This window comes from Comamonas denitrificans (assembly GCF_042654745.1).
Taxonomy (GTDB): domain Bacteria; phylum Pseudomonadota; class Gammaproteobacteria; order Burkholderiales; family Burkholderiaceae_C; genus Comamonas; species Comamonas denitrificans.
The window spans coordinates 1-23959 of sequence record NZ_JBHSEY010000005.1 but is presented as its reverse complement, the minus strand read 5'-3'; the positions used below and the strand labels follow the sequence as shown (position 1 = coordinate 23959).

The window sequence follows — 23959 nt, the reverse complement described above, 5'->3', positions numbered from 1 at the left end:
ACAAATATGCATATAAGAAGTTAAAAAAAGAGCTTGTTCCGCTTGTTTATCAATAAAAAAATAAGTATTTTTATCAAATAACTAATCAGGTAAAGCGGTAAAAGCTATGCTTTTAAAAGCATCAGCCCTGCTGCTTGCGGCACCCTCTGCCAACCTCACCCCACCCACAACTTCGCCCCCATGCCCGTGCAGCCACCCTGGCCCCGCTTGGGCCATCAGGCACCAGGCACGGCACCAGAGAAACTTTGGACGAAAAAAAACCTGTGCAGCAACTGCACAGGTTTTTTTATTTGGTTGCGAGGGAAGGATTTGAACCTCCGACCTTTGGGTTATGAGCCCAACGAGCTACCAAGCTGCTCCACCTCGCGATAAGCGTTTATTGTACTCTATTATTCAGCAGCTTGCTCGGCAGCCGCTTCAGGGGCTTGCTCGACCAGCTCAACATAGGCCATCGGGGCGTTGTCACCCACGCGGAAGCCCATTTTCAAGATGCGCGTGTAGCCGCCAGGACGCTGGGCGTTGCGGGGGCCCAGCACGTTGAACAGCTTGGTGACGCTGTCGCGGTCACGCAGGCGGTCAAACGCCAAACGGCGATTGGCGACGGTGTCCACCTTGGCCAAAGTGATCATGGGCTCGATCACGCGGCGCAGCTCTTTGGCTTTGGGAACAGTGGTTTTGATGGCTTCGTGCTCAATGAGCGAGTTCATCATGTTTTGCAGCATCGCTTTGCGGTGTGCAGAAGTGCGGTTCAATTTACGCAGGCCGTTGCCGTGACGCATAGTGCTTTCCTTTTCATTCGTTCAATCGGGCAAGCCGTATCAGGTACTGCCCGGTGCACAGGGTAAAAACGGTTTCCAAGGGCTTACAACCCAGGGAAACCGCGCATTTTAATCAAAAAAACTGGATCTATGCTTTTTAGCGTTTTTCCAAACCAGCAGGCGGCCAGTTTTCCAGCTTCATGCCCAGCGTCAAGCCACGCGAAGCCAGAACTTCTTTGATTTCGTTGAGCGACTTACGACCCAGGTTCGGGGTCTTGAGCAGCTCGTTTTCGGTGCGCTGAATCAGGTCACCGATGTAGTAGATGTTTTCCGCTTTCAGGCAGTTGGCCGAGCGCACCGTCAGCTCCAGCTCATCGACCGGACGCAGCAGAATCGGATCGAACGTCTGAGCGCTGGCGCGGCTGCTGCTGCCAGCCTGGAGCAACATGCCGGTATCGGCAAAATCACCATCCAGCTGGGCAAACACCGCCAGTTGCTCCATCAGAATTTTGGCCGAAGCACGCACCGCATCTTCAGCGTTGATGGAACCATTGGTTTCGATTTCCAGAACCAATTTATCCAGATCGGTACGCTGCTCAACGCGGGCACTCTCGACGGCGTAGCTGACGCGGCGCACCGGCGAGAACGAAGCGTCCAGCACAATGCGGCCAATCGACTTGTTCGGCTCGTCACCAAAGCGGCGCATATTGCCAGGCACATAACCGCGGCCTGTTTCGACCTTGATTTGCATGTCCAGCTTGGCACCGTGCGACAGCGTGGCGATAACGTGATCCGGGTTGATGATTTCAACGTCGTGCGGTGTTTGAATATCACGCGCAGTCACGATGCCATCACCCTCTTTGCGCAGGCTCAAAGTCACTTCATCGCGGCCTTGCAGCTTAAACACCACGCCCTTGAGGTTCAAAAGAATGTTCACCACATCTTCTTGCACCCCATCGATGGACGAGTATTCATGCAACACGCCAGCAATGGTCACTTCCGTTGCCGCATAACCCACCATGGACGACAGGAGCACACGGCGCAAAGCATTGCCCAGAGTGTGGCCATAACCACGCTCGAAAGGCTCCAACGTGACTTTGGCACGGTTGGCAGCCAGCTGCTCAACATTGATCGTCTTGGGTTTCAGCAGATTTGTTTGCATGCAAAACTTCCTCTCAATACCCCCGGCTCGTTACACCGGTAAGGCTGGTGAAGCGCCCAGGCCGCAACCACTGCGGCCTGGGAACAGGATTAGGCGAAGAATCAACCCGCTAATTAACGCGAGTACAACTCAACAATCAGCGATTCGTTGATATCGGCACCAAACTGATCGCGATCAGGCACTTGCTTGAAAGTGCCCTCAACCTTATCCTGGCTCACTTCAACCCAAGCGGGGAAGCCCACTTGCGCAGCCAATTGCAAAGCCTCAACAACGCGGGCTTGCTTTTTGGATTTTTCACGCACGGCAATCACGTCACCGCTTTTCACCAAGTACGAAGGAATATTTACGCACTGACCGTTCACGGTAATCGCTTTGTGCGAAACCATCTGACGGGCTTCTGCGCGGGTAGAGCCAAAGCCCATGCGGTACACCACGTTGTCCAAACGCGTTTCCAGCAAACCGAGCAAGTTGGCACCGGTGTTGCCACGGCGGCGATCGGCTTCCTCAAAGTAGCGACGGAACTGCTTTTCCAGCACGCCGTACATGCGCTTGACTTTTTGTTTTTCACGCAATTGCAGACCGTAGTCAGAAGTGCGCTGACCCGACGTGCGGCCATGCTGGCCAGGCTTGGTGTCAAACTTGGCTTTGTCAGCGATCGAGCGACGGGCGCTCTTCAAGAACAGGTCGGTGCCTTCGCGGCGGGAAAGTTTAGCCTTGGGGCCAATATAACGTGCCACTTTTTATTCCTTTACAAAACTTCCGCGCTAAAAACGCGGGAGCCGCCCACGCTGCAAAGCAAACGGGGCGGCGGTGGGCTTACAAAAATTAAATACGACGACGCTTTTGAGGGCGGCAACCGTTGTGGGGAACGGGTGTTACGTCAGCGATCGACGTAATGCGAATCCCCAGAGCACCCAGAGCACGAACCGAAGATTCACGGCCAGGGCCGGGACCTTTGATTTCCACTTCCAGATTCTTGATACCTTGCTCCATGGCGGCGCGGCCAGCCACTTCGGAAGCTACCTGGGCAGCAAACGGTGTGGATTTACGCGAACCCTTGAAGCCTTGACCACCCGAAGAGGCCCACGACAAAGCGTTACCTTGACGGTCGGTGATGGTAATGATGGTGTTGTTAAACGAAGCATGAACGTGTGCAATGCCATCGGCAATGTTCTTGCGAACTTTTTTGCGAACACGTGCTGCTGCGTTATTGGGAGCTTTAGCCATAGTCAGTAACTCTCAATTCTTATTTCTTCAGGGTCACGGCGCCTTTGCGCGGGCCCTTGCGGGTACGTGCATTGGTACGAGTGCGCTGACCGCGCATCGGCAGACCGCGACGATGACGGAAACCACGGTAGCAACCAATGTCCATCAAACGCTTGATGTTCATGGTGGTTTCACGACGCAGATCGCCTTCCAAAGTCATGCCATTGAGCTGATCACGGATCTTTTCCAGATCCGCATCGGTCAATTCCTTGACTTTTTTAGAGTAATCAATGCCACACGCTTCGCAAATTTTGCGGGCTGTAGGGCGACCGATGCCATAAATAGCAGTCAGGCCGATCTCAGCATGCTTGTGCGGCGGAATATTAATGCCAGCTATACGAGCCATATATGTCCTCTGATACCTTTAATCAACCTTGGCGCTGCTTATGGCGCTGATCCGTGCAAATCACACGCACCACACCGTGGCGGCGAATGATTTTGCAGTTACGGCAGATTTTTTTGACCGAAGCCGAAACTTTCATTTCTTTCTCCTAAAACTTTCCATCCGGCACTGCACTTTTAGCGGGTTTACTTACTGTGCACCGCTTCAAGCCGTGTCAACTCTTACTTATCTGTTCATCGCTCTTGCACCCGAAGATGCAAGAGCGCACTTTCTCTTAAAGGGCCGTTTTAAAGTTGGCCTTTTTAAGCAGGGATTCGTACTGCTGGCTCATCATGTAGTTTTGTACCTGCGCCATGAAATCCATCGTTACAACCACAATGATCAGTAGCGATGTGCCCCCAAAGTAGAACGGGACGTTGTACTTGAGGATCAAAAATTCCGGCAGCAAACACACAAAGGTGATGTAAACCGCACCAGCCAGTGTCAAACGCACCAAGATTTTGTCGATGTGGCGAGCGGTGTTGTCCCCAGGACGAATCCCGGGAATGAAGGCACCACTCTTCTTCAGATTATCGGCTGTCTCGCGGCTATTGAATACGAGTGCCGTGTAGAAGAAACAGAAAAAGATGATTGCGCCAGCGTAGAGCATCACATAAATCGGCTGACCAGGGGTCAGCGTACTTGCAATATCCTTTAGCGTGCGCGAGAACCAACTTTCACCGGAACCACTGAACCAGTTTACCGCGGTGGCCGGCAGCAAGATGATGGATGAAGCAAAAATGGGAGGGATGACCCCGGCCATGTTCAATTTCAACGGCAAGTGCGAAGACTGCCCACCATACACCTTATTACCAACCTGGCGACGTGCGTAATTCACCAGTATCTTGCGTTGTCCTCGTTCGACAAACACAACGAAGTACGTTACCGCTGCCACTACAAGAACAATAAAGATAGCAGCAGGAATACCCATTGCGCCCGTGCGAACCAGCTCCAGCAAACCACCGATCGAGCTAGGCAAGCCTGCGGCAATACCAGCAAAGATCAAAATGGAAATACCGTTACCCAAACCACGCTCGGTGATCTGCTCGCCCAACCACATTAGAAACATGGTTCCAGCGGTCAAACTGACCACTGCCGTCATGCGGAAACCAAACCCTGGAGAAAGCACCAACCCTGCCTGGCTCTCCAAAGCAACAGCAATCCCCAACGATTGAAAGAGCGCCAGGCCCAAAGTGCCATAGCGGGTGTACTGGGTGATCTTGCGGCGCCCAGCCTCTCCTTCTTTCTTCATTTGCTCAAACATCGGCACGACGTAGGTCATGAGCTGCATGATGATCGATGCCGAAATGTACGGCATGATCCCCAATGCGAAGACTGTGAAGCGCTCCAGCGCTCCACCCGAGAACATATTGAACAAATTGAGAATGCCCTGCTGGCCATTGAACAGCTGCTGCAGTTGCACTGGATCAATGCCCGGCACCGGGATATGCGCCCCGATGCGGTACACGACCAACGCGAGCAACAGAAAAACCAGACGACGGCGCAAGTCGCCAAATTTGTCGGTTTTTGCCATTTGAGCTGCGCTAGTAGCCACGGATGCCTTCTTTCAGTGATATCAGGCGACAGTGCCGCCTGCGGCTTCGATAGCAGCCTTAGCACCGGCGGTTGCACCGATACCAGACAACTTCACGGCCTTGGTAATTTCGCCTTGCTTGATCACTTTGACCACTTGGGCCAAAGACGGAACCAAGCCGGCTTGCTTAAGCATTGCCACATCCACTTCAGCGGCACCCAACTGTTCCAGTGCACGCAAAGTTACCTCTGCGTTGTACTTCAAGGAAACAGATTTAAAGCCGCGCTTGGGCAGGCGACGCTGCAAAGGCATTTGACCGCCCTCAAAGCCCACCTTGTGGTAGCCACCAGAGCGGGACTTTTGACCTTTGTGACCACGGCCGGCGGTTTTACCCAGACCCGAACCAATGCCACGGCCAACGCGACGCTTAGCGTGTTTGGCACCTTCTGCGGGTTTGATGCTATTGAGTTCCATCATCAATCCTTTACAGAACTTTCACCAAATAGGCGATTTTGTTGATCATGCCACGCACTGCAGGAGTGTCCTGCAGTTCGCTGACGCTGTTCAGCTTGCGCAAACCCAAGCCACGCACAGTCGCGCGGTGCGACTCTTTGGTGCCAATAGGACTACGAACCAGCTGAACCTTGATAGTTTGTTGTGTCGACATTGTCACTCCAATCAAACGAACAGGTCTTCGACCGACTTGCCGCGCTTAGCAGCAATTTCAGCCGGCGTGTTGCCGTTTTTCAGTGCGTCCAACGTAGCACGCACCATGTTGTAGGGGTTCGAAGTGCCATGGCTTTTAGCCACAATGTCGGTAATACCAACCACCTCGAAAACTGCACGCATCGGGCCACCAGCAATGATGCCGGTACCTTTCGGGGCGGGGTGCAACTCAACGCGAGCAGCACCATGGTGACCGGTCACGCTATGGTGGATCGTGCCGTCTTTCAAAGACACTTTCACCATGTTGCGACGCGACTCTTCCATGCCTTTTTGCACAGCCGCAGGCACTTCTTTCGACTTGCCTTTACCCATGCCCATACGGCCATCACCATCGCCTACCACGGTCAGCGCAGCGAAGCCGAGAATACGACCACCCTTAACCACCTTGGTGACGCGGTTAACCGCAATCATCTTTTCGCGCAGACCGTCATCACGACCTTCGTCTTGCACTTTAGGAGAAAATTTTGCCATTTCTATCCGCTCCGCTTAGAACTGCAGACCCGCTTCGCGAGCGGCTTCTGCCAAGGCCTTAACACGGCCATGAAATGCAAAACCTGCACGATCAAAGGCCACCTTCTCAACACCAGCTGCTTTGGCCTTCTCGGCAATACGCTTGCCAATCAGGGTTGCTGCAGCGACGTTGCCACCTTTGCCAGGAGCGCCCAACAGAGTGCGCACTTCGGCTTCGGCGGTAGAAGCTACAGCCAACACTTTGGTGCCGCAACCAGAGATCACGCTGGCATAGATATGCGTATTGGTGCGATTGACGCTCAAACGGGCAACACCTTGCTGGGCAATGCGGATGCGAGTTTGGCGAGCACGGCGCAGACGCTGTTCTTTTTTGTTCAACATCATGCAGCTCCTTACTTCTTCTTGGTCTCTTTGATCGTGACCTTCTCACCCGTATAACGGATGCCCTTGCCTTTATAAGGCTCAGGAGGACGGACAGCGCGAATATCGGCAGCCACTTGGCCAACGGCTTGACGGTCTGCACCTTTGATCACAATCTCAGTGGGCGTAGGGCAAGCCACCGTCACGCCAGCAGGCATAACGAAATCAACGGGGTGAGAAAAACCCACGTTCAAGTTCAGCTTGTTACCCGAGGCTGCTGCTTTAAAACCCACCCCCATCAGGGTCAATTTCTTTTCAAAGCCTTCGGTCACGCCTTTGACCATGTTGTTTACCAACTGACGGAAGGTGCCGGCCAGTGCATCTGCATCACGAGAATCGTTGGCGGGTGCGAAAGACAGCTTACCGTCGTTGTTGCCGATATTCACCAAGGGATGCACAGCCAGGGACAGATCACCGCCCTTGCCTTTAACCTGGATGGAACCAGCGCTCAGTGCCACTTCCACACCTGCGGGAATGGCAATATTTGCTTTTGCTACGCGAGACATTTCAGTATTACTCCTTCAATGCTCGTTAGGCCACATAGCACAGCACTTCACCACCGAGGCCGGTAGCACGTGCTTTGCGATCAGTCATCACACCCTTGGGGGTAGTGACAATGGCCACACCCAGGCCATTCATGACCTGAGGGATTGCGTGACGGCCTTTGTACACGCGCAGGCCAGGACGGCTGACGCGCTCAATGCGCTCGATCACAGGACGACCAGCGTAGTACTTCAGACTAATCACCAGTTCAGACTTGCCTTCGTTGGTTTTAACTTCAAAACCGTCGATATAGCCTTCATCCTTCAGCACTTGGGCAATGGCCACCTTCACTTTAGAAGCGGGGGCTGCCACAGTGACTTTCGACACCATTTGTGCGTTACGGATGCGGGTCAGCAAGTCGGCGATAGGATCACTCATGCTCATCTTATTTCTCCTACTTGCTTACCAGCTGGCTTTGGTGACACCGGGGATGTCACCAGCAAAAGCCAGTTCACGAATCTTGATGCGACCCAGACCGAATTGACGGAAAGTGCCACGAGGACGACCCGTGAGCTCACAACGTGCACGCTGGCGCGTCGGGTTGGCATTACGTGGCAGCTTCTGCAGACCCAGACGGGCAGCATCGCGCTCTTCGTCGCTACGCTTTGCATCGCCAGCGATCGCCTTCAGTTCTGCATATTTGGCAGCGTACTTGGCAGCCAGTTTTTCGCGCTTGAGTTCGCGCTCGATCAGTGCTTTCTTAGCCATGCGCCACCTCAGTTCTTGAAGGGGAATTTGAATGCGGCGAGCAGTGCTTTGCACTCATCGTCCGTCTTCGCCGTCGTCGTGATGCTGATGTTCAGACCACGCAGAGCATCCACTTTGTCGTATTCGATTTCAGGGAAGATGATCTGTTCTTTGACACCCACGTTGTAGTTGCCGCGACCATCAAACGAGCGACCAGAAATACCACGGAAGTCACGCACACGGGGCAATGCCACGGTCACGAAACGGTCCAGGAATTCATACATCTGAACGCCGCGCAGGGTCACCATGCAGCCAATAGCTTGGCCTTCACGGATTTTGAAACCAGCGATAGCTTTTTTGGCCTTGGTCACCACGGGCTTTTGACCAGCAATTTTGGTCAGGTCAGCCACAGCATGGTCCAACACCTTCTTGTCGGCCACGGCTTCGCCGACACCCATATTCAGGGTGATCTTGCTCAGACGAGGTACTTCCATAACGGAGGTGTAGCCGAACTTTTCTTTGAGTTCAGCCGCGATTTTTTCGCGGTACAGTTTTTGCAGTCGTGCCATGTCTTACTCCTTAGGCCGTCTTGATTTCGGCACCGGTGGACTTGAACACGCGCACACGTGCACCGTTTGCATTCACCTGGATACCTACACGGTCAGCCTTGCCAGTAGCGGCATTGAAGATAGCCACGTTGGATTGATGAATAGGCATGGCCTTTTCCACAATACCGCCGTTAGTGCCCTTCATAGGATTAGGCTTGACGTGCTTCTTCACCAGGTTGATGCCGTCCACGACAATGCGGGACTCATCCTTGCGCAGACTCACTACGCCGCGTTTACCCTTGTCACGACCGGTCAACACGATGACTTCGTCGCCTTTGCGAATCTTGTTCATAGTGTTTTTCCTTTAGAGAACTTCAGGAGCCAAAGACACGATCTTCATGAACTTTTCGGTACGCAGTTCACGTGTCACGGGGCCAAAAATACGGGTACCGATGGGCTCCAGCTTGGCATTCAACAACACGGCGGCATTGGAGTCGAACTTCACCAAAGAGCCGTCTGCACGACGGATTCCTTTGGCAGTACGCACCACCACCGCGCTGTACACGTCACCTTTTTTGACGCGACCACGTGGAGCGGCTTCCTTAATACTCACCTTGATGATGTCACCAACACTGGCATAGCGTCGATGCGAACCGCCCAGCACTTTAATGCACTGTACAGACTTCGCGCCGGTGTTATCGGCAACCTCTAACCGAGATTCTGTTTGGATCATTTCAATATTCCCAACTTGCTCCAGCAGTTACGAGCAGCCCCAGAGTCTTCTCAAGGGCTGAACTTGGCAGCCGGTCAGTCTTGGGCCCGTCGTCCATTTTTCGGACCATTCCGAAAAACTTCCCGCTGGGCAGATAGTTCTTCGCATTTTTTAATACGAAGCCTTGCATTATGGCAAAAGAAAAAACAACCGTCAAGCCAGGTCACCCGGCGTTAGCGCAGCGCAAACCCCAGCGCGACGCCGGCAAACAACGCCGCGCCCATCCAGTGGCTTTTGCTGAATGCGGTAAAGCAGCCAGGCCGCTGGCGGCTGCGGATCAGCGTGTAATGCCACACCACCTGCGCTGCCGCCACGGCCAAGCCGCCCCACAGAGGCCAGCCCAGGCCATAGGGCTGCAGCACCCAGGCCGTCAGCCCCAGACAGACGATGAAAAACGCCATCACCCCAGCCACGTCGAACCGGCCCAGGGTGATGGCCGAGGTTTTCATGCCAATCTTCAGGTCATCGTCGCGATCAACCATGGCGTACTCGGTGTCGTACGCCAGCACCATGCACATATTGGCCAGCCACAGCAGCCAGGCGGTGCTGCCGACCTCGCCCACCACCGCAGCAAAGGCAATGACGATGCCGAAGTTAAATGCAATGCCCAGAAACGCCTGTGGCATGGCAAAAAAGCGCTTGGTGTAAGGGTAGAGAATGGTGAACAGCACCGCAGGCACCGACCAGGCCACAGCCTCCCAGCGGGTGGTCAGCACCAGGCCCAGGGCAAGCAGCGCCAGCACGGCCCCGACCAGGGCGGCCTCTTTCACACTCAGTTCCCCACTGGTGATGGGGCGGGCCGTAGTGCGCTTAACGTGCTTGTCAAAATTGCGATCAGCAATGTCGTTAATGGTGCAACCGGCGCTGCGCATCAGCACCGTGCCCAGGCCAAACACCAGCAGCAAGTGCCAGCCGGGAAAACCATCGGCAGCCACCCACAGTGCCGTCAGCGTTGGCCAAATCAACACCAGCCAACCAGCCGGGCGGTTGAAGCGAATCAAATCCAAATACAGCGCCAGCCGGGAGCGCGGCGCGGGGGGGGAAGAAGGTGCAATCACGGACATAGGCACCGATTGTGCGCACAAAGGCGACTGGGTGCAGGGGCGGGAACAAAAAAGGGACACGCCCTGCGGCATGTCCCTTGGCGCTGTTTACCTTGGAATAGTAGTGCGCTTTACGCTTTAGAAGCGGTGGCGCAGGCCGACGGTGATACCGGTGCGGGTTTTGGTTTTGCTTTGCGGGTCAATCACCAAACCAGCACCGCCGCTGACTTTGGTGTGATCCAGGGCGGCATACACATCAGTGCGCTTGCTGAAGGCGTAATCGGCCGCAAGCACCATGAAATTGGCGTTGCCGTTGTAAGTGCCGTCGCTGGAACCCGACTGCTTGGAGCGGAAGAAGTGGGCGCCGATATTGAGTTGCTTGGTGGCTTGGTAGCCCACGCCCAGCTTGATCATCTGGCGCTTATCGGCCGCATTCTCAAAGTAGCCCCCAGAGAAACCACCGTTGGTTTGACCGCTCCACATCTTGTTCAGGATCTGGCGATCGGTCAGGTAATTAATGTACGAATCGACACGATTGGCGTACTTGGTGGGCTTGTATTTATTCAAACCATAGCCGGCATTGAAATACCAAAGGCCCGAGCGGTAAGAGCCCCCAAAGGTATAGGCATCCAGATCCGAGCCGCCAGGCAAGGTGGTGCGCATCGCACCCGCACCCAGCGACAGGCCGTTGGCCGAATAGCGCAGAAAGCCCCCAAAGGTTTTCATGGCCCCCATGCCGACCTCTTCCACTTTGGCCTTCAGTCCTGTGGGATCGGAGAGCGAATCCGCCGAGGTCTGAACAACACCGTTGATGACTTGCTGCACCGCATTGCCCAGCCCAGGAATATTTTTAATGGGCGCCCCGGCCGTGTATTGGCCGCCCAGAGCCTTGCGAACGGCCGCAACTTGCGGGTTGGTAGAGGCATTCAATGCGCCAACACCGTATTGCTGCACCGACGATGTGTTGTTCTTCTCGCCAAACGAATACTGCAAAGTACCCACCCACTTGCGATCCGGCGTAGCCAGGGTGTATTTCAAAGCGTTGTTCGTGCGGGCACCAGCGGCCATACCCAGCTCGGGCTTGTAAGCATCCATGTACGGCGAGTAAGGGAAAGAGGCGTAGGTGCTGGTCACCACATCGAACAGCACGTTCCACTGGCGGCCCATAGTCAGGCGGCCATAGGGGCCTTGCAGGCCGACGTAGGCCAGCTGGAAGAAGGGGGCCGTGTCGTCCTTCATGCCCGTATCGGCATTGAAGCGATGCTCCAGATGGGCAATGGCTTTGCTACCGCCACCCAGGTCTTCCTCAACGTTGATGCCGAAGCGGCTTTGCGACATGCCGCCGCCAATCAGCTTGGTCAGGCCGCCGTTGTCGGCACCTTCGTTGGTGGTGTGGCGCACAGCGGCATCCACGACACCCCACAGCTCAACTTTGCTGGGAGTGGATTGGGCCAGCGCAGCGCCCATGCCACATGCCGCCATCGCGGCCACAACTACGGTTTTCATTTTCATTTGCATTGGTTTGTCTCCTTGGCTTTCAGTCACAAAATGCAAATTCATTCTAAAAAGCACAGGCGTGCTAAAAATAACCTTGTTGTTTTTTGCTTACGCTGGAAAGCCCTTAGTTTTAGGACTTGCATCAAACTTTGGCAGAAGAAAATACCGATCTGTGCATGCTGCAACGCAGCAAAAACCACCAAGCCCGCACAGGGCGGGCTTGGCTGAGGGGGGGAAGCTCAAGAAGCTTATTCTTCAAGGAGGGAGCGCAGCATCCAGGCCGTTTGCTCGTGCACCGTCAAGCGCTGGGTGAGCAAGTCGGTGGTAGGTTCGTCATCGGCATCATCGACCAGGTCAAGCATGCCGCGGGCCGTGCGGGCGACGGCTTCATGGCCTTCAACCAGAATGCGCACCATCTCCAGCGCCTTGGGCGGGGTGGCCGGGGCATCAGGCAACGAGGAAAGTTTGCCAAACGCAGCATACGACCCTGGTGCCGGATGGCCCAGGGCGCGGATGCGCTCAGCAATCGGATCGGCCGCGTTCCAAAGCTCGGTGTACTGCCCCATGAACATGGTGTGCAGGGTGTTGAACATGGGGCCCGTCACGTTCCAGTGGAAGTTGTGCGTGGTCAGGTACAGGGTGTAGGTATCGGCCAGCAGGTGCGAAAGCCCTTGGGCGATGGCCGCGCGGTCTTTGTCGCTGATACCGATGTTGATGGCCAAGCCCCGAGGCGATGCGGTGGGCTTGGCCGCTGCTTTGCTGTCTGATTTAACCGTTGCTGATTTTTTAGTGGGGACTGTCGTGGATTTGCTTGCCATGCTTACTGCCTTTCCGGAGGAGAATGCGCTGCACCATGCAACGCACAAAAATAACTATAGCTGTTTGCGCTTTATTTATATTAATTTAAGCACTTTTTAACTGTAATAGTAGCTTGAAATAAAGATACTTCACTAGACATTTAACACCTTGCTCAGCCGTCGTGCATCTCGTGCTTGCCTACGCCACCTCGTGGGCCAACACCTCTGCGGGGTGGTCAGCGCGCAACACCTGGGCTGCCCAGGGCGCCAGTTTGCGGGTGTCGGCACGCAGCACCTCTTGTTTGACGGCCAACAACTGGGCTGGATGCATGGAAAAACTGCGCAACCCCATGCCCAAGAGCAGCCGAATCATGCTCACATCGCCCGCCACTTCACCACACACGCACACGGGCTTGCCAGCGGCCTGCCCCGCCGCTATCACTTGCGCCACCAGCTGCAAGACCGCCGGGTGCAAGGGGTCGTACAAATGGGCCACGGCTTCATCGGCACGGTCAATGGCCAAGGTGTACTGGATCAGGTCGTTGGTGCCAATTGATAAAAAATCAAAGTGCTGCAAAAAGTAGTCCACCATGATGGCCGCAGCCGGCACTTCAATCATGGCCCCCAATTGCACCGGCCCGAATCGATGGCCTTTGGCCTGCAGCTCTTGCCGCGCCTGGGCCACCTGGGCCAGGGTTTGCAAAATCTCCTGCCGATGGGCCAGCATCGGAAACATCAAGCGCACCGGGCCATGCGCGGCCGCCCGCAAAATGGCCCGCAGCTGGGTGCGAAACATCGCCGGCTCGGCCAGACTCCAACGAATCGCCCGCAAGCCCAAGGCGGGGTTTAAAAATACATCGCGCCCGTGCTTTTCCAACGGTTTATCGGCCCCAATGTCGATAGAGCGAATCGTTAAGGGCCGGCCCTGCATCCCCTCGACCGCCTGCCGGTACGCCTGGTACTGCTCCTCTTCATCCGGCAGCTGGCCAGCGCGTCCCATGAATAAAAATTCACTGCGAAACAGCCCAACCCCTTCCGCCCCGGCTTGCACGGCGGCGGCCGCATCGGCAGGCTGTTCAATATTGGCCAGCAGTTCAATCACCACACCATCGCGGGTAATGGCCGGCGTGTGGCGCAAGCGGGCCAAACGGCTGCGCTCTAAAGCCACTTGGCGCTGGCGGAAACGGTATTCCTCAATCATCGCCGGGGAGGGATCGACCAGCACCACCCCCGCATCGCCATCGACAATGAGCCAATCATCCTGGCGAATCAGCTGGTGGGCGGCCCGCGCGCCCACTACGGCAGGAATATCCATGCTGCGGGCCACAATCGCGGTGTGGCTGGTTTTGCCCCCGACCGAGGTGACAAACCCGGCGAACACGCTGCGCTTAAATTGCAGCATGTCGGCCGGCGACAGGTCTTGGGCCACCAGGATCAAGGGCGGCGCGTCCGCCCCATCGGCCAAACTCGCTTGCGGGGAAAGCTGGCCCTTGGGCTGCTGCAACAGCTCTTGCCCATGCATATAACGCAGCACGCGATCGACCACCTGCTCCAAATCCGCTTTGCGCTCGCGCAGGTAGTCGTCTTCCATTTCGTCGAACTGCCGCGCCACCTGTTCCAGCTGGGTGAGCAGCGCCCATTCAGCGTTGTACAGCCGCTCGGTAATCCACGGCCGAACGCCGCCCATAAGCAACTCATCTTGCAGCAGCATGAGGTGCACTTCCAGTAAGGCACCCAGTTCAGGCGGCGTATCGGCTGGCAGGTCTTGCACCAGGTGCTGCAACTCGGCCACCACGGCATCACGCGCCGCACGGACGCGGGCCAGCTCGGACTCCACCTGGTCAGGCTCAATAAAGTAACGCCTAACTTCTGTGCGGCTATTGATCACCACCACCGCTTGCCCAATCGCAATGCCTCGGGCTACGGCCAAACCGTGCAGGGAAAAACTCATACCCACTCCTTGGGCTGGTCGGCTGGCAAAGGCTTACTCGCCTTCGCCAAATTTATCTTCAATCAAGGCGACCAATGCCTGCAACGCCTCCGTTTCTTGAGGCCCATCGGTCTCGAGCACCACTTGGGAGCCCAGCCCGGCGGCCAGCATCATCACCCCCATGATGCTTTTGGCATTGACGCGCCGCTGGCCTTTGCTCATCCAGACATCGCACTGAAAGCTACCGGCCAATTTGGTCAGCTTGGCCGAAGCACGGGCGTGCAAGCCCAATTTATTTACGATGGTAATTTCTTGTGTTTGCATAATTTTCTTATCGCCCAACAGTTAACGGGCCGCACCAGGCAAGGCAATACCGTTGTGCCCGCCATCGACGGCGCGCTGCACCCACGCTGCCCCGACCTCATGCCGATACGCAATGGCGCGCAGCAACATGGGCACATTCACCCCGGCCAGCACCGGCCAGCCTGCAGTTTGGGCCCAGCGCACGGCAATATTGCACGGCGTGGCCCCCAGCACATCCGTCAGGACAAGGCAACGCTCCAGCCCATTGGACGAGTGCAACGCCTGGACCCGGGCCAAGCTGGCCTCCGGGGGCTCATCCGCAGGAATATCAAGTGCATGCACAAAGCTCAGCGCCTCAGGAAACACATGGGCAGCACAGGCCAGCAGGGCACTGGCCAGGGGCGCATGGGCGACCAGCACCACATGGCCAAAGGCAAGGGAATCAGTCGCAAGGGAATCAGTCATAGGGCAGTTATTCACCATCCTTTAGATTATTCCAGCACCAGACTGCCAAAAAACCGTTGCGCCACTTCGTGGTTGGGCTTGGGCGAATAAATCACGGCATGAATAATCCGCGCTGAATCGCCTTCTTGCCGGGCAAACCACACACCGTGGGTGGTCATCACCCAGCCCGAGGGGCCTTCACCTTCAACCGTGGCCTGTATCGAGCGCGACAGTGCCATGGCTCCATCCGGAATAAAGGGGGCTCCACTCTTGCTATTTTTCCCATCCACCGCTTTAAGCTTGGTCAGCACCGCCGCTTGCCAAAACGCCAAGGCCTCATCCGCACGGCTGGCATCCTCGAGCACCCAATCGGAAAGCGCATAGGTGGAATCCACGGCATCGCACCCCATCATGCTGACCAGCACCGGGCCATCGCCCATACCAAAATCAACTTTGGTACGCCCAACTTCAGGCTCACAGGGAAAATCAACGCGCAGTTTGACCTCCGCCAGCTGCACTTGGCGCCACGGCAACTCCTGCTGGTCTTGCCCACAGCCCAGCAACAACAACGCCAGCCCCCCCAGCATCCGACTGCGTAAAATTTGAATGAATGTATGCATGCCTACATTATTGACACCGTTTGGCTGCGCGCTAGGGCGAACTTTCCCGTGCTATAGCACTCCATAACCGCCATTAGCGACCAGAATGACCCACAACCCACTGCGCCCCCTTTGCCCCGGGCTTTGAACCGGGGCACAATTCATGCCATGAAAACCTCTCGTTTAATTGCTAGCATCATCCTCTCTGTTTTCGTAAGTTTTGGGGCTTATGTTTACTTTAATTCAGCAACACAAGCGGCTCCTGCTTCTGAATTTGTATTGCTGGACGGTAGCACCACCCACACCAAAGCATTTGAAGGCAAGGTCACCCTGGTTAATTTTTGGGCCACCAGCTGCACCACCTGTGTGGCCGAAATGCCAGACATCGTCGCCACCTACAACAAATACCAAAATCAAGGTTTTGACACCGTGGCCGTGGCCATGCAGTACGACCCGCCGCAATACGTCCTGAACTACGCGCAATCGCGCCAGCTGCCCTTTAAAGTTGCCTTGGACAACACCGGCGCAGTCGCCAAAGCCTGGGGCGATATCAAAATCACGCCCACCACTTACTTGGTCAATAAGCGTGGCGAAATCGTCAAAACCTATGTGGGAGCGCCCAACTTTTCCGAGCTGCACCAGCTGATTGAAAAACTATTGGCCGAGGCATAGGCTGCCACCAAGTGGTTATCGCAAGATCCCTGCCCGCGCTGCAGGGGTATTGATCGTGGCCCAACCCGCAACCAGTAAACTGCCCCACGTTCCAGACCTTTTGCGACTACGACCTTGCCCGAGGACATCCCCCTTTTCGACATCCGCCACGCGGTCACAGCACAAGAGATGCAGCTGCTCGGCACCCTGTTTCAAGAGTACGCCGCCGACTTGAGCATCGACCTCGGGTTTCAAGATTTCGAGCAAGAAATCGCCACCCTGCCTGGCGAATATGCCCCTCCACGCGGGGCCGTGCTGTTGGCTTGGGTCGATGGCTGCCCGGCAGGCTGCTGCGCTTTACGGCCCTTGGATGCGTCGGACTATCCCAACGCCGCAGAAATGAAACGCCTGTATGTCCGCAAGGCCTTTCGAGGCTTTGGCTTAGGGCGGCACTTGGCCGAGAAAATTTTGGATGTTGCCCGCTTGGCGGGTTACGCCAGCGTACTGCTTGATACGCTGGATGACATGGAGGCGGCACGCGCCCTCTACGCGGAACTGGGGTTTGAAGAAATTCCGCCCTACTACCACAGCCCGATTGAAGGCAGCCATTACCTGAAAGCCGATATTTTTTTATAAAAAAAGAGCTGCTAACGCTTAACAGGCAAGCGTTAGCAGCTACTTTTTTATTGATTATTGAATCTGGGCCAGCAAGGTTGCGGCATCACTTACGGAGAGCCCCGCACCGTTTTCAACATTCAACTGCGCCACCTTGCCATCACGCACCAGCATGGAATAACGTGCCGAGCGCAAACCCAAACCTTTACCGGTTAAATCCAGCGTAAGCCCGGTCGCTTTGGCAAAAACAGCATCGCCATCGGCCAGCATGCGCACCTTGCCCGCTACCTGCTGCTGGCGGCCCCACGCCCCCATGACAAAGGCATCGTTCACAGCCACACACCAAATCTCATCCACACCGGCGGCTTTAAACGCATCTGCCTGGGCCACAAAACCGGGCAAATGGGTTTCTGAGCAGGTCGGCGTAAACGCCCCAGGCACAGCAAACAAGGCAATTGTTTTGCCTTGCAAAGCAGCAGGCAGGGCCACAGGATTGGGGCCAATGCTGCAGCCATCGCCTGGCACTTCAACATACTCCATCAAAGTGCAAGCAGGTAGCGCATCACCAATTTGAATCATGGTGTTTTCCTTTCGAAATTGGGAAATAAAAAAAGCGACTCACATTGTGAGTCGCTTTATAAGACCTTAAGGCCTTAGCTTACTTTAGTGCAAGTTTTGATTACACCAGAGCAGCTTTTTGCACCAAGCGGGTAGCCACCCAATTCTTGGTTTTGGACAGCGGGCGGCTTTCAGTGATCTCAATGGTATCGCCCAGTTTGTACTCATTGTTCTCATCGTGAGCATGGTACTTGCTGGACTTGATCATGATCTTGCCGTAGATGGGGTGCATCACACGGCGTTCCACCAGAACTGTCACGGTTTTAGTGCGTTTATCGCTTACAACCTTGCCAACCAAGGTGCGCTTGAGGGATGGTTTAGCTTCCGTCATGTCGGCTCCTTACTTGGCGGCTTGCTTTTGAGCAAGAATGGTTTTGGCACGAGCGATATCGCGGCGCGTGGTCTTCAGCGTGGTCGTATTGCCCAGCTGTTGCGTAGCTTTTTGCATGCGCAGGGCAAAGTGAGCCTTTTGCAAGGATTTCACTTCCTCTTTCAGGGCAGCCTCGTCTTTGGCGCGGAGTTCAGCAGCTTTATTAGTCATGTTGATTCTCCTTAAGCACCAATGTGACGGGTCACGAAAGTGGTACGCAGCGGCAGCTTGGCCGCAGCCAGGCGGAACGCTTCGCGAGCCAGCTCTTCAGGTACACCCATGATTTCGTAGATGACCTTGCCGGGCTGGATCTCAGCCACGTAGTACTCGGGGTTGCCTTTACCGTTACCCATCCGCACTTCGGCGGGCTTGGTAGAGATAGGCTTGTCCGGAAATACGCGGATCCAGATACGGCCACCACGTTTAACGTGGCGCGAAATCGCGCGACGCGCAGCTTCAATCTGACGGGCAGTCAGACGGCCACGGTCTGTGGATTTCAGGCCAAAGTCGCCAAACGACACTTCATTGCCACGGGTGGCAATACCGGTGTTGCGGCCTTTGTGTTCCTTGCGGAACTTACGGCGTGCGGGTTGCAGCATGTTTATTCTCCTTGACCGTCCGCCGCTGTAGCGGGCGCGTTCACGCGCTTAACGGAATCCACTGCCACAGCGGGTTTATCGCTGCCATCAGCAGGGGCGGCATTGGTACCAACGGGGCGGCGAGCACCACCGCCACCACCACGACGGTCACCATCACGGCGACCATCACGACGGCCATCGCGGCGAGGGCGACGCTCATCTTCACGCGGGGTTTCCACGACCGGCAGATCGCCACGACCCAGGGTGTCGCCTTTGTACACCCAGACCTTCACGCCAATCGCGCCGTAGGTGGTGTGGGCTTCAGAGAAGCCATAGTCGATGTCAGCACGCAGCGTGTGCAGCGGCACGCGGCCTTCGCGGTACCACTCAGTGCGGGCAATTTCGATACCGTTCAAGCGGCCCGAAGACATGATCTTGATGCCTTGAGCACCCAGACGCATGGCGTTTTGCATCGCACGCTTCATGGCCCGACGGAACTGAATGCGCTTTTCCAGCTGCTGGCAGATGGAGTCGGCGATCAGCTTGGCATCGGTTTCAGGCTTGCGCACTTCTTCGATATTCACAGCGACCGGCACACCCAGACGGGTTGCGAGTTCCTTTTTCAGGTTCTCGATGTCCTCGCCTTTTTTGCCGATCACCACACCCGGACGCGCCGAGAAAATAGTGATGCGAGCATTTTTGGCAGGACGCTCAATCACGACGCGCGAAACGGCGGCATTTTTCAACTTGGCCTTCAGGTACTCGCGCACTTTGATGTCTTCGGCCAGCATGCCGGCAAAGTCACGGTTGCTGGCGTACCAACGGCTAGCCCAGTTGCGGCTTACAGCAAGGCGAAAGCCGGTAGGATGGATTTTCTGTCCCATAGTCTTTCTGGCCTTTTAGTTACCCACGGTCACGTAGATGTGGCAGGTGGGCTTGCTGATACGGTTGCCACGGCCTTTGGCGCGGGCGGTGAAACGCTTGAGCGTGGTGCCTTGTTCGACGAAGATGGTCTTGACCTTCAGATCGTCGATATCAGCGCCATCGTTGTGCTCGGCGTTGGCAATGGCGGACTCCAGCACTTTTTTAACGATACCAGCAGCTTTTTTCTGCGTGAACGTCAAGATGTTCAGAGCTTGATCCACTTGCTTGCCACGGATCAGATCGGCTACCAAGCGGCCCTTGTCTACCGACAAGCGCACGCCACGGAGAACAGCACGTGTTTCAGACATGTTCATTCCTTATTTCTTGGCCTTCTTGTCGGCAGGGTGACCTTTGAAGGTACGCGTCAGAGCAAATTCGCCCAACTTGTGACCTACCATTTGGTCGGTGATGTACACGGGCACGTGTTGCTTACCGTTGTGCACGGCAATGGTCAAACCGATGAAATCGGGCAACACCATGGAACGACGCGACCAGGTTTTAACAGGACGTTTGTCCTTACCGGCAACCGCCTTTTCCACTTTAGCCTGCAAGTGATGGTCAACAAATGGACCCTTTTTAATAGAGCGTGTCATTGGCTACCCCTTACTTTTTACGACGCGACACAATCATGTTTTGTGTGCGCTTGTTGTTACGGGTGCGGTAGCCTTTGGTCAAGTTACCCCATGGGTCAACAGGATGGCGACCACCCTTGACACGACCTTCACCACCACCCAACGGGTGATCGACCGGGTTCATCACCATACCGCGAACGGTGGGGCGAATACCCATCCAGCGCTTCACACCAGCTTTACCCAACTGGCGCAGGCTGTGCTCTTCGTTGGACACTTCACCAATCGTGGCGCGGCACTCGATATGAATCCGACGCACTTCGCCAGAACGCATACGCACTTGGGCGTATGTGCCTTCACGGGCCAGCAGCGTCGCCGAGGCGCCAGCGGAACGGGCCAACTGCGCACCAGCGCCGATTTTCAGTTCGATGCAGTGAATGGTCGAACCCACCGGAATGTTGCGAATCGGCATGGTGCTACCAACGCGGATCGGGGCTTCTGCACCGCTCAGAATTGTCGCACCCACTTCCAAACCACGGGGGGCAATGATGTAGCGACGCTCACCATCGGCATAGCACACCAAAGCGATGTGGGCCGTACGGTTGGGGTCGTACTCAATGCGCTCAACCTTGGCGGGGATACCGTCCTTGTTGCGCTTGAAGTCCACTACGCGGTAGTGGTGCTTGTGGCCACCGCCCTTGTGACGGGTGGTGATGTGACCGTTGTTGTTACGACCGGCTTTCTGAAATTGCGGCTCCAGCAGCGGGGCGTAAGCATCACCCTTGTGCAGGTGGTCACGCGTAACTTTCACCATGCCACGACGGCCAGGCGAAGTCGGTTTAATTTGAATCACAGCCATGGTTTACGCAGCCTCCCCAGACAGGTTCAGCTCTTGACCCTCTTTGAGCAGCACATAAGCCTTGCGCACATTGTCGCGGCGGCCTACGGTCTTGCCAAAGCGCTTGGTCTTGCCTTTGGTGTTCACTACGGAAACGCCTTTAACTTCGACCTTGAACAGCAGCTCAACAGCAGCTTTGATCTCAGGTTTGGTGGCGTTTTGCAGCACTTTAAAAGTTACGGCATTGGATTTTTCAGCGACCATCGTGGCTTTTTCGGACACGATAGGAGCAACCAACACCTGCATCAGACGACCTTCGTCAAACTTGGGGGCATTCATGCGAACATCTCCTGGAGTTTGTCGATTGCGCCCTTGGTGACGAGCACTTTCTTGAATTGGATCAGCGACACGGGGTCTGCATAGCGCGGCTCAACCACGAAGACATTCTTCAAGTTGCGCGAGGCCAAGTACAGATTTTCGTCCACTTCTTCAGCGATCACCATCACCGACGATTGCAGGTTCATGGCCTTGAACTTATCGGCCAGCACCTTGGTCTTGGGCGAATCAACTTTGAGCGACTCAACCACGACCAGACGACCTTCACGGGCCAGCTGCGAGAAAATGGCAGCCATACCAGCGCGGTACATCTTTTTGTTGATTTTCTGCGTGAAGTTTTCTTCTGGCAGGTTCGGGAAAATACGTCCGCCCCCACGCCACAGCGGAGAAGAGGTCATACCAGCACGGGCGTTACCCGTACCTTTTTGCTTGAAGGGCTTTTTGGTCGAGTGCTTAACCTGCTGGCGGTCTTTCTGGGCACGCGTGCCTTGACGGCCATTGGCACGGTAAGCCGTAACCAATTGGTGAATCAGGTCTTCGTTGTAAGCACGACCAAAAACAGTCTCAGGCGCATCGATTTGCGCTGCGGTTTGACCCTGTTCATTCAGGAGTTCGAGCTGCATTAGTTCGCTCCTTTGCTAGCTTTGGCCTTGATGGCAGGCCGCACGGAGACGAACCCACCTTTGGAGCCAGGAATGGCACCCTTGATCAGCAACAGCTGACGGGCCTCATCAATGCGCACCACATCCAGGTTCTGGGTGGTCACGGTCTCGTCACCCATGTGACCGGTCATGCGCTTACCGGGGAACACGCGACCGGGGTCTTGTGCCATACCGATAGAGCCAGGTACGCGGTGCGAGCGGCTGTTACCGTGCGAATTGCGCTGTGCGCCAAAATTGTGACGCTTGATCGTGCCCGCAAAACCTTTACCGATGGAAGTGCCTTGCACGTCCACTTTTTGGCCCACAGCAAACAGATCGGCCACAGGCAAAGTAGCGCCAGCGGCGTACTTGGCAGCAGTTTCCTCGGTCACTTGAAATTCGCGGGTGATTTCACCGGCTTCAACACCGGCTTTGGCCAGGTGGCCAGCTTCTGGCTTGGACACGCGCGAAGCTTTGCGCGAACCAAACGTGACCTGCAAGGCCACATAGCCATCATTCTCTTGGGTTTTCACCTGGGTCACGCGGTTGTTCGACACATCCACCACTGTGACAGGGATCGCGCCCCCGTCATCAGTGAACAGACGCATCATGCCCACCTTGCGGCCCAGCAACCCTAGGGAGTTGCTCAGACTCATTTAATTACTCCAATACTTTCGCCGCTGCAACTGCAATTGGCCCAGCGTTGCGCTCAGTAAAAAGATTTCCAGCGCACGAAAGAAGGTTGATAAAACTTCGTGCAAAAACACGAAGCACAAAATTTTAACGCGAACTGCCCAAGTGAGCAAGTTCGCGTTAAAAAATTGATTAAATCCCGCCCGTTCAGGCAGGATTTAAATCTTATTGCAGCTTGATTTCGACATCCACGCCGGCTGGCAGGTCAAGCTTCATCAAAGCATCCACTGTTTTATCGGTGGGATCGACGATGTCCATCAGGCGCTGGTGCGTGCGGATTTCCAGCTGATCGCGGCTGGTCTTATTGACGTGCGGCGAGCGCAGGACGTCAAAACGCTTCATGCGCGTCGGCAAAGGCACGGGGCCTTTGACAATCGCGCCAGTGCGCTTGGCGGTTTCCACAATTTCAGCGGCCGATTGGTCAATCAGCTTGTAATCGAAGGCTTTGAGGCGGATACGGATTTTTTGCTTGGACATTATTAATTCCTAGTTGTGCTAAGAATTAAGCAATGACCTTGGCAACCACGCCAGCGCCCACGGTACGACCACCTTCGCGGATAGCAAAGCGCAGGCCTTCTTCCATGGCGATGGGGGCGATCAGCTTGACGGTGATCGACACGTTGTCGCCAGGCATCACCATTTCTTTGTCAGCAGGCAACTCGATCGAGCCGGTCACGTCCGTGGTACGGAAGTAGAACTGGGGACGGTAGTTGTTGAAGAAAGGCGTGTGACGGCCACCTTCATCTTTGGACAGAACGTACACCTCAGCGGTGAAGTGGGTGTGCGGCTTGATGGAGCCGGGCTTGCACAGCACTTGGCCGCGTTCCACGTCTTCACGCTTGGTGCCGCGCAGCAGCAGACCCACGTTGTCACCGGCTTGGCCTTGGTCCAGCAGTTTGCGGAACATTTCCACGCCCGTGCAGGTGGTTTTCTGGGTGTCTTTGATACCGACGATTTCGATTTCTTCGCCGACTTTAATGATGCCGCGCTCGATACGACCGGTCACCACGGTGCCACGGCCAGAGATGGAGAACACGTCTTCCACAGGCATCAGGAATGCGCCGTCCACAGCACGCTCAGGCGTGGGGATGTAGCTGTCCAGGGCTTCAGCCAGTTTGATCACAGCCGCTTCACCGATGGGCGATTGGTCGCCTTCCAGGGCCAGCTTGGCCGAACCACGGATGATGGGGGTGTCGTCGCCAGGGAATTCGTATTTGTCCAGCAGCTCGCGCACTTCCATTTCG

39 protein-coding genes and 1 tRNA gene are annotated in these 23959 nt (G+C 55.6%); 2 read left to right on the top strand and 38 right to left on the bottom strand.

Annotation, left to right across the window (positions count from 1 at the left end; translation table 11 throughout):
- Positions 1-291: 291 nt before the first annotated feature.
- From ACFO24_RS01660 to ACFO24_RS01540, 25 genes are all read right to left on the bottom strand, one after another.
- Positions 292-368 (bottom strand) — tRNA-Met (locus ACFO24_RS01660).
- Between the two features lie 21 nt (positions 369-389).
- Positions 390-779: a 50S ribosomal protein L17 gene (gene rplQ, locus ACFO24_RS01655; protein WP_207574364.1), complete on the bottom strand. Its 390-nt coding sequence runs from the start codon at positions 777-779 to the stop codon at positions 390-392.
- Between the two features lie 136 nt (positions 780-915).
- Positions 916-1920 carry a DNA-directed RNA polymerase subunit alpha gene (locus ACFO24_RS01650; RefSeq protein WP_377736468.1) on the bottom strand — a complete coding sequence of 335 codons (1005 nt, stop codon included), beginning with the start codon at positions 1918-1920 and terminating at the stop codon, positions 916-918.
- Positions 1921-2033: 113 nt separating this feature from the next.
- A complete protein-coding gene (gene rpsD, locus ACFO24_RS01645) occupies positions 2034-2657 on the bottom strand; it encodes a 30S ribosomal protein S4 (protein WP_377736467.1) in 624 nt (207 codons plus the stop codon).
- A gap of 88 nt (positions 2658-2745) precedes the next feature.
- Positions 2746-3147, bottom strand: a complete 402-nt coding sequence (gene rpsK / locus ACFO24_RS01640; RefSeq protein WP_207574361.1) for a 30S ribosomal protein S11 — start codon at positions 3145-3147, stop codon at positions 2746-2748.
- 19 nt (positions 3148-3166) lie between these two features.
- The gene (rpsM, locus tag ACFO24_RS01635; protein ID WP_207574360.1) at positions 3167-3532 is read right to left on the bottom strand and encodes a 30S ribosomal protein S13; all 366 of its coding nucleotides are present in this window, start codon (positions 3530-3532) and stop codon (positions 3167-3169) included.
- Positions 3533-3554: 22 nt separating this feature from the next.
- Positions 3555-3668 (bottom strand): 50S ribosomal protein L36, encoded by a 114-nt coding sequence (gene rpmJ / locus ACFO24_RS01630; RefSeq protein ID WP_207574359.1) that lies wholly within the window; start codon positions 3666-3668, stop codon positions 3555-3557.
- A gap of 135 nt (positions 3669-3803) precedes the next feature.
- Complete coding sequence (gene secY / locus ACFO24_RS01625; RefSeq protein WP_207574358.1) at positions 3804-5123, bottom strand: preprotein translocase subunit SecY; 1320 nt, start codon at positions 5121-5123, stop codon at positions 3804-3806.
- A gap of 21 nt (positions 5124-5144) precedes the next feature.
- A complete protein-coding gene (rplO, locus tag ACFO24_RS01620) occupies positions 5145-5576 on the bottom strand; it encodes a 50S ribosomal protein L15 (RefSeq protein ID WP_207574410.1) in 432 nt (143 codons plus the stop codon).
- 10 nt (positions 5577-5586) lie between these two features.
- Positions 5587-5769, bottom strand: coding sequence for a 50S ribosomal protein L30 (gene rpmD, locus ACFO24_RS01615; RefSeq protein ID WP_054065037.1), 183 nt, complete (start codon positions 5767-5769; stop codon positions 5587-5589).
- Positions 5770-5780: 11 nt separating this feature from the next.
- Entirely contained in the window at positions 5781-6299 is a 519-nt protein-coding gene (rpsE, locus tag ACFO24_RS01610) for a 30S ribosomal protein S5 (RefSeq protein WP_207574357.1), read from the bottom strand.
- Positions 6300-6314: 15 nt separating this feature from the next.
- Positions 6315-6680 (bottom strand): 50S ribosomal protein L18, encoded by a 366-nt coding sequence (gene rplR, locus ACFO24_RS01605; protein WP_207574409.1) that lies wholly within the window; start codon positions 6678-6680, stop codon positions 6315-6317.
- A gap of 11 nt (positions 6681-6691) precedes the next feature.
- Complete coding sequence (rplF, locus tag ACFO24_RS01600; protein ID WP_377736465.1) at positions 6692-7225, bottom strand: 50S ribosomal protein L6; 534 nt, start codon at positions 7223-7225, stop codon at positions 6692-6694.
- 25 nt (positions 7226-7250) lie between these two features.
- On the bottom strand, positions 7251-7646 hold the full coding sequence (gene rpsH / locus ACFO24_RS01595) for a 30S ribosomal protein S8 (protein WP_207574355.1): 396 nt from the start codon (positions 7644-7646) through the stop codon (positions 7251-7253).
- An 18-nt stretch (positions 7647-7664) separates the two neighbouring features.
- Entirely contained in the window at positions 7665-7970 is a 306-nt protein-coding gene (rpsN, locus tag ACFO24_RS01590) for a 30S ribosomal protein S14 (RefSeq protein ID WP_207574354.1), read from the bottom strand.
- 8 nt (positions 7971-7978) lie between these two features.
- A complete protein-coding gene (gene rplE / locus ACFO24_RS01585; protein WP_207574353.1) occupies positions 7979-8518 on the bottom strand; it encodes a 50S ribosomal protein L5 in 540 nt (179 codons plus the stop codon).
- A 10-nt stretch (positions 8519-8528) separates the two neighbouring features.
- Positions 8529-8849 carry a 50S ribosomal protein L24 gene (rplX, locus tag ACFO24_RS01580; RefSeq protein WP_207574352.1) on the bottom strand — a complete coding sequence of 107 codons (321 nt, stop codon included), beginning with the start codon at positions 8847-8849 and terminating at the stop codon, positions 8529-8531.
- A gap of 12 nt (positions 8850-8861) precedes the next feature.
- The gene (rplN, locus tag ACFO24_RS01575; RefSeq protein WP_207574351.1) at positions 8862-9230 is read right to left on the bottom strand and encodes a 50S ribosomal protein L14; all 369 of its coding nucleotides are present in this window, start codon (positions 9228-9230) and stop codon (positions 8862-8864) included.
- Between the two features lie 212 nt (positions 9231-9442).
- Entirely contained in the window at positions 9443-10333 is an 891-nt protein-coding gene (gene ubiA / locus ACFO24_RS01570; protein ID WP_377736463.1) for a 4-hydroxybenzoate octaprenyltransferase, read from the bottom strand.
- 117 nt (positions 10334-10450) lie between these two features.
- On the bottom strand, positions 10451-11818 hold the full coding sequence (locus ACFO24_RS01565; RefSeq protein ID WP_377736461.1) for a porin: 1368 nt from the start codon (positions 11816-11818) through the stop codon (positions 10451-10453).
- Positions 11819-12057: 239 nt separating this feature from the next.
- Positions 12058-12627, bottom strand: coding sequence for a Dps family protein (locus tag ACFO24_RS01560; RefSeq protein ID WP_377736459.1), 570 nt, complete (start codon positions 12625-12627; stop codon positions 12058-12060).
- Positions 12628-12805: 178 nt separating this feature from the next.
- Complete coding sequence (ptsP, locus tag ACFO24_RS01555; RefSeq protein WP_377736458.1) at positions 12806-14557, bottom strand: phosphoenolpyruvate--protein phosphotransferase; 1752 nt, start codon at positions 14555-14557, stop codon at positions 12806-12808.
- 33 nt (positions 14558-14590) lie between these two features.
- A complete protein-coding gene (locus ACFO24_RS01550) occupies positions 14591-14860 on the bottom strand; it encodes an HPr family phosphocarrier protein (RefSeq protein WP_207574346.1) in 270 nt (89 codons plus the stop codon).
- 21 nt (positions 14861-14881) lie between these two features.
- Positions 14882-15304: a PTS sugar transporter subunit IIA gene (locus tag ACFO24_RS01545; protein ID WP_377736457.1), complete on the bottom strand. Its 423-nt coding sequence runs from the start codon at positions 15302-15304 to the stop codon at positions 14882-14884.
- Between the two features lie 26 nt (positions 15305-15330).
- A complete protein-coding gene (locus ACFO24_RS01540; protein WP_377736456.1) occupies positions 15331-15903 on the bottom strand; it encodes a hypothetical protein in 573 nt (190 codons plus the stop codon).
- A 147-nt stretch (positions 15904-16050) separates the two neighbouring features.
- Between ACFO24_RS01540 and ACFO24_RS01535 the strand changes: the two genes are divergently transcribed.
- Positions 16051-16554 (top strand): TlpA family protein disulfide reductase, encoded by a 504-nt coding sequence (locus tag ACFO24_RS01535; protein WP_377736455.1) that lies wholly within the window; start codon positions 16051-16053, stop codon positions 16552-16554.
- Between the two features lie 168 nt (positions 16555-16722).
- A complete protein-coding gene (locus tag ACFO24_RS01530; protein ID WP_207574408.1) occupies positions 16723-17169 on the top strand; it encodes a GNAT family N-acetyltransferase in 447 nt (148 codons plus the stop codon).
- 54 nt (positions 17170-17223) lie between these two features.
- On the opposite strand, the gene ACFO24_RS01525 is transcribed toward ACFO24_RS01530, so the two are convergent.
- The 13 genes from ACFO24_RS01525 to ACFO24_RS01465 form a co-directional block, all read right to left on the bottom strand.
- On the bottom strand, positions 17224-17727 hold the full coding sequence (locus tag ACFO24_RS01525) for a peroxiredoxin (RefSeq protein WP_207574342.1): 504 nt from the start codon (positions 17725-17727) through the stop codon (positions 17224-17226).
- 100 nt (positions 17728-17827) lie between these two features.
- Positions 17828-18097, bottom strand: a complete 270-nt coding sequence (gene rpsQ, locus ACFO24_RS01520) for a 30S ribosomal protein S17 (protein WP_207574341.1) — start codon at positions 18095-18097, stop codon at positions 17828-17830.
- Positions 18098-18106: 9 nt separating this feature from the next.
- Positions 18107-18307, bottom strand: coding sequence for a 50S ribosomal protein L29 (gene rpmC, locus ACFO24_RS01515; RefSeq protein WP_207574340.1), 201 nt, complete (start codon positions 18305-18307; stop codon positions 18107-18109).
- An 11-nt stretch (positions 18308-18318) separates the two neighbouring features.
- Complete coding sequence (rplP, locus tag ACFO24_RS01510; RefSeq protein ID WP_207574339.1) at positions 18319-18735, bottom strand: 50S ribosomal protein L16; 417 nt, start codon at positions 18733-18735, stop codon at positions 18319-18321.
- A gap of 2 nt (positions 18736-18737) precedes the next feature.
- Entirely contained in the window at positions 18738-19598 is an 861-nt protein-coding gene (rpsC, locus tag ACFO24_RS01505) for a 30S ribosomal protein S3 (RefSeq protein ID WP_207574338.1), read from the bottom strand.
- A 15-nt stretch (positions 19599-19613) separates the two neighbouring features.
- Complete coding sequence (rplV, locus tag ACFO24_RS01500; RefSeq protein ID WP_207574337.1) at positions 19614-19946, bottom strand: 50S ribosomal protein L22; 333 nt, start codon at positions 19944-19946, stop codon at positions 19614-19616.
- Between the two features lie 9 nt (positions 19947-19955).
- Positions 19956-20231, bottom strand: coding sequence for a 30S ribosomal protein S19 (rpsS, locus tag ACFO24_RS01495; protein ID WP_207574336.1), 276 nt, complete (start codon positions 20229-20231; stop codon positions 19956-19958).
- A gap of 10 nt (positions 20232-20241) precedes the next feature.
- Positions 20242-21066 carry a 50S ribosomal protein L2 gene (gene rplB / locus ACFO24_RS01490; RefSeq protein ID WP_207574335.1) on the bottom strand — a complete coding sequence of 275 codons (825 nt, stop codon included), beginning with the start codon at positions 21064-21066 and terminating at the stop codon, positions 20242-20244.
- A gap of 3 nt (positions 21067-21069) precedes the next feature.
- A complete protein-coding gene (rplW, locus tag ACFO24_RS01485; RefSeq protein ID WP_207574334.1) occupies positions 21070-21384 on the bottom strand; it encodes a 50S ribosomal protein L23 in 315 nt (104 codons plus the stop codon).
- The gene (gene rplD, locus ACFO24_RS01480; protein ID WP_207574333.1) at positions 21381-22004 is read right to left on the bottom strand and encodes a 50S ribosomal protein L4; all 624 of its coding nucleotides are present in this window, start codon (positions 22002-22004) and stop codon (positions 21381-21383) included. The genes rplW and rplD overlap by 4 nt, the downstream gene beginning before the upstream one ends.
- Positions 22004-22678 (bottom strand): 50S ribosomal protein L3, encoded by a 675-nt coding sequence (rplC, locus tag ACFO24_RS01475; RefSeq protein WP_207574332.1) that lies wholly within the window; start codon positions 22676-22678, stop codon positions 22004-22006. Before rplC ends, rplD begins: the two co-directional genes overlap by 1 nt.
- A 202-nt stretch (positions 22679-22880) precedes the next feature.
- Positions 22881-23192, bottom strand: coding sequence for a 30S ribosomal protein S10 (rpsJ, locus tag ACFO24_RS01470; protein ID WP_207574331.1), 312 nt, complete (start codon positions 23190-23192; stop codon positions 22881-22883).
- Between the two features lie 25 nt (positions 23193-23217).
- The coding region (locus ACFO24_RS01465) for an EF-Tu C-terminal domain-related protein (protein ID WP_377736437.1) at positions 23218-23959 on the bottom strand (742 nt) is incomplete at its 5' end.

What these genes read in the sequence shown, in the direction of transcription:
- rplX (WP_207574352.1), bottom strand. Translation starts at nt 8,849, where the DNA reads ATGAACAAGATTCGCAAAGGCGACGAAGTCATCGTGTTGACCGGTCGT.
- rplC (WP_207574332.1), bottom strand. Translation starts at nt 22,678, where the DNA reads ATGAGTCTGAGCAACTCCCTAGGGTTGCTGGGCCGCAAGGTGGGCATG.
- ubiA (WP_377736463.1), bottom strand. Translation starts at nt 10,333, where the DNA reads ATGTCCGTGATTGCACCTTCTTCCCCCCCCGCGCCGCGCTCCCGGCTG.
- rplR (WP_207574409.1), bottom strand. Translation starts at nt 6,680, where the DNA reads ATGTTGAACAAAAAAGAACAGCGTCTGCGCCGTGCTCGCCAAACTCGC.
- rplE (WP_207574353.1), bottom strand. Translation starts at nt 8,518, where the DNA reads ATGGCACGACTGCAAAAACTGTACCGCGAAAAAATCGCGGCTGAACTC.
- rplB (WP_207574335.1), bottom strand. Translation starts at nt 21,066, where the DNA reads ATGGCTGTGATTCAAATTAAACCGACTTCGCCTGGCCGTCGTGGCATG.
- ACFO24_RS01550 (WP_207574346.1), bottom strand. Translation starts at nt 14,860, where the DNA reads ATGCAAACACAAGAAATTACCATCGTAAATAAATTGGGCTTGCACGCC.
- rpsK (WP_207574361.1), bottom strand. Translation starts at nt 3,147, where the DNA reads ATGGCTAAAGCTCCCAATAACGCAGCAGCACGTGTTCGCAAAAAAGTT.
- ACFO24_RS01545 (WP_377736457.1), bottom strand. Translation starts at nt 15,304, where the DNA reads ATGACTGATTCCCTTGCGACTGATTCCCTTGCCTTTGGCCATGTGGTG.
- rplW (WP_207574334.1), bottom strand. Translation starts at nt 21,384, where the DNA reads ATGAATGCCCCCAAGTTTGACGAAGGTCGTCTGATGCAGGTGTTGGTT.
- rpmC (WP_207574340.1), bottom strand. Translation starts at nt 18,307, where the DNA reads ATGACTAATAAAGCTGCTGAACTCCGCGCCAAAGACGAGGCTGCCCTG.
- ACFO24_RS01525 (WP_207574342.1), bottom strand. Translation starts at nt 17,727, where the DNA reads ATGATTCAAATTGGTGATGCGCTACCTGCTTGCACTTTGATGGAGTAT.
- rplP (WP_207574339.1), bottom strand. Translation starts at nt 18,735, where the DNA reads ATGCTGCAACCCGCACGCCGTAAGTTCCGCAAGGAACACAAAGGCCGC.
- rplN (WP_207574351.1), bottom strand. Translation starts at nt 9,230, where the DNA reads ATGATCCAAACAGAATCTCGGTTAGAGGTTGCCGATAACACCGGCGCG.
- rplV (WP_207574337.1), bottom strand. Translation starts at nt 19,946, where the DNA reads ATGTCTGAAACACGTGCTGTTCTCCGTGGCGTGCGCTTGTCGGTAGAC.
- rplQ (WP_207574364.1), bottom strand. Translation starts at nt 779, where the DNA reads ATGCGTCACGGCAACGGCCTGCGTAAATTGAACCGCACTTCTGCACAC.
- ACFO24_RS01560 (WP_377736459.1), bottom strand. Translation starts at nt 12,627, where the DNA reads ATGGCAAGCAAATCCACGACAGTCCCCACTAAAAAATCAGCAACGGTT.
- rplD (WP_207574333.1), bottom strand. Translation starts at nt 22,004, where the DNA reads ATGCAGCTCGAACTCCTGAATGAACAGGGTCAAACCGCAGCGCAAATC.
- rpmJ (WP_207574359.1), bottom strand. Translation starts at nt 3,668, where the DNA reads ATGAAAGTTTCGGCTTCGGTCAAAAAAATCTGCCGTAACTGCAAAATC.
- rpsC (WP_207574338.1), bottom strand. Translation starts at nt 19,598, where the DNA reads ATGGGACAGAAAATCCATCCTACCGGCTTTCGCCTTGCTGTAAGCCGC.
- rpsJ (WP_207574331.1), bottom strand. Translation starts at nt 23,192, where the DNA reads ATGTCCAAGCAAAAAATCCGTATCCGCCTCAAAGCCTTCGATTACAAG.
- ACFO24_RS01535 (WP_377736455.1), top strand. Translation starts at nt 16,051, where the DNA reads ATGAAAACCTCTCGTTTAATTGCTAGCATCATCCTCTCTGTTTTCGTA.
- rpsS (WP_207574336.1), bottom strand. Translation starts at nt 20,231, where the DNA reads ATGACACGCTCTATTAAAAAGGGTCCATTTGTTGACCATCACTTGCAG.
- rplF (WP_377736465.1), bottom strand. Translation starts at nt 7,225, where the DNA reads ATGTCTCGCGTAGCAAAAGCAAATATTGCCATTCCCGCAGGTGTGGAA.
- ACFO24_RS01530 (WP_207574408.1), top strand. Translation starts at nt 16,723, where the DNA reads ATGCAGCTGCTCGGCACCCTGTTTCAAGAGTACGCCGCCGACTTGAGC.
- ptsP (WP_377736458.1), bottom strand. Translation starts at nt 14,557, where the DNA reads ATGAGTTTTTCCCTGCACGGTTTGGCCGTAGCCCGAGGCATTGCGATT.
- rpsQ (WP_207574341.1), bottom strand. Translation starts at nt 18,097, where the DNA reads ATGACGGAAGCTAAACCATCCCTCAAGCGCACCTTGGTTGGCAAGGTT.
- rpsH (WP_207574355.1), bottom strand. Translation starts at nt 7,646, where the DNA reads ATGAGCATGAGTGATCCTATCGCCGACTTGCTGACCCGCATCCGTAAC.
- rpsE (WP_207574357.1), bottom strand. Translation starts at nt 6,299, where the DNA reads ATGGCAAAATTTTCTCCTAAAGTGCAAGACGAAGGTCGTGATGACGGT.
- rpmD (WP_054065037.1), bottom strand. Translation starts at nt 5,769, where the DNA reads ATGTCGACACAACAAACTATCAAGGTTCAGCTGGTTCGTAGTCCTATT.
- ACFO24_RS01565 (WP_377736461.1), bottom strand. Translation starts at nt 11,818, where the DNA reads ATGAAAACCGTAGTTGTGGCCGCGATGGCGGCATGTGGCATGGGCGCT.
- rpsN (WP_207574354.1), bottom strand. Translation starts at nt 7,970, where the DNA reads ATGGCTAAGAAAGCACTGATCGAGCGCGAACTCAAGCGCGAAAAACTG.
- ACFO24_RS01650 (WP_377736468.1), bottom strand. Translation starts at nt 1,920, where the DNA reads ATGCAAACAAATCTGCTGAAACCCAAGACGATCAATGTTGAGCAGCTG.
- ACFO24_RS01540 (WP_377736456.1), bottom strand. Translation starts at nt 15,903, where the DNA reads ATGCATACATTCATTCAAATTTTACGCAGTCGGATGCTGGGGGGGCTG.
- rplO (WP_207574410.1), bottom strand. Translation starts at nt 5,576, where the DNA reads ATGGAACTCAATAGCATCAAACCCGCAGAAGGTGCCAAACACGCTAAG.
- rpsM (WP_207574360.1), bottom strand. Translation starts at nt 3,532, where the DNA reads ATGGCTCGTATAGCTGGCATTAATATTCCGCCGCACAAGCATGCTGAG.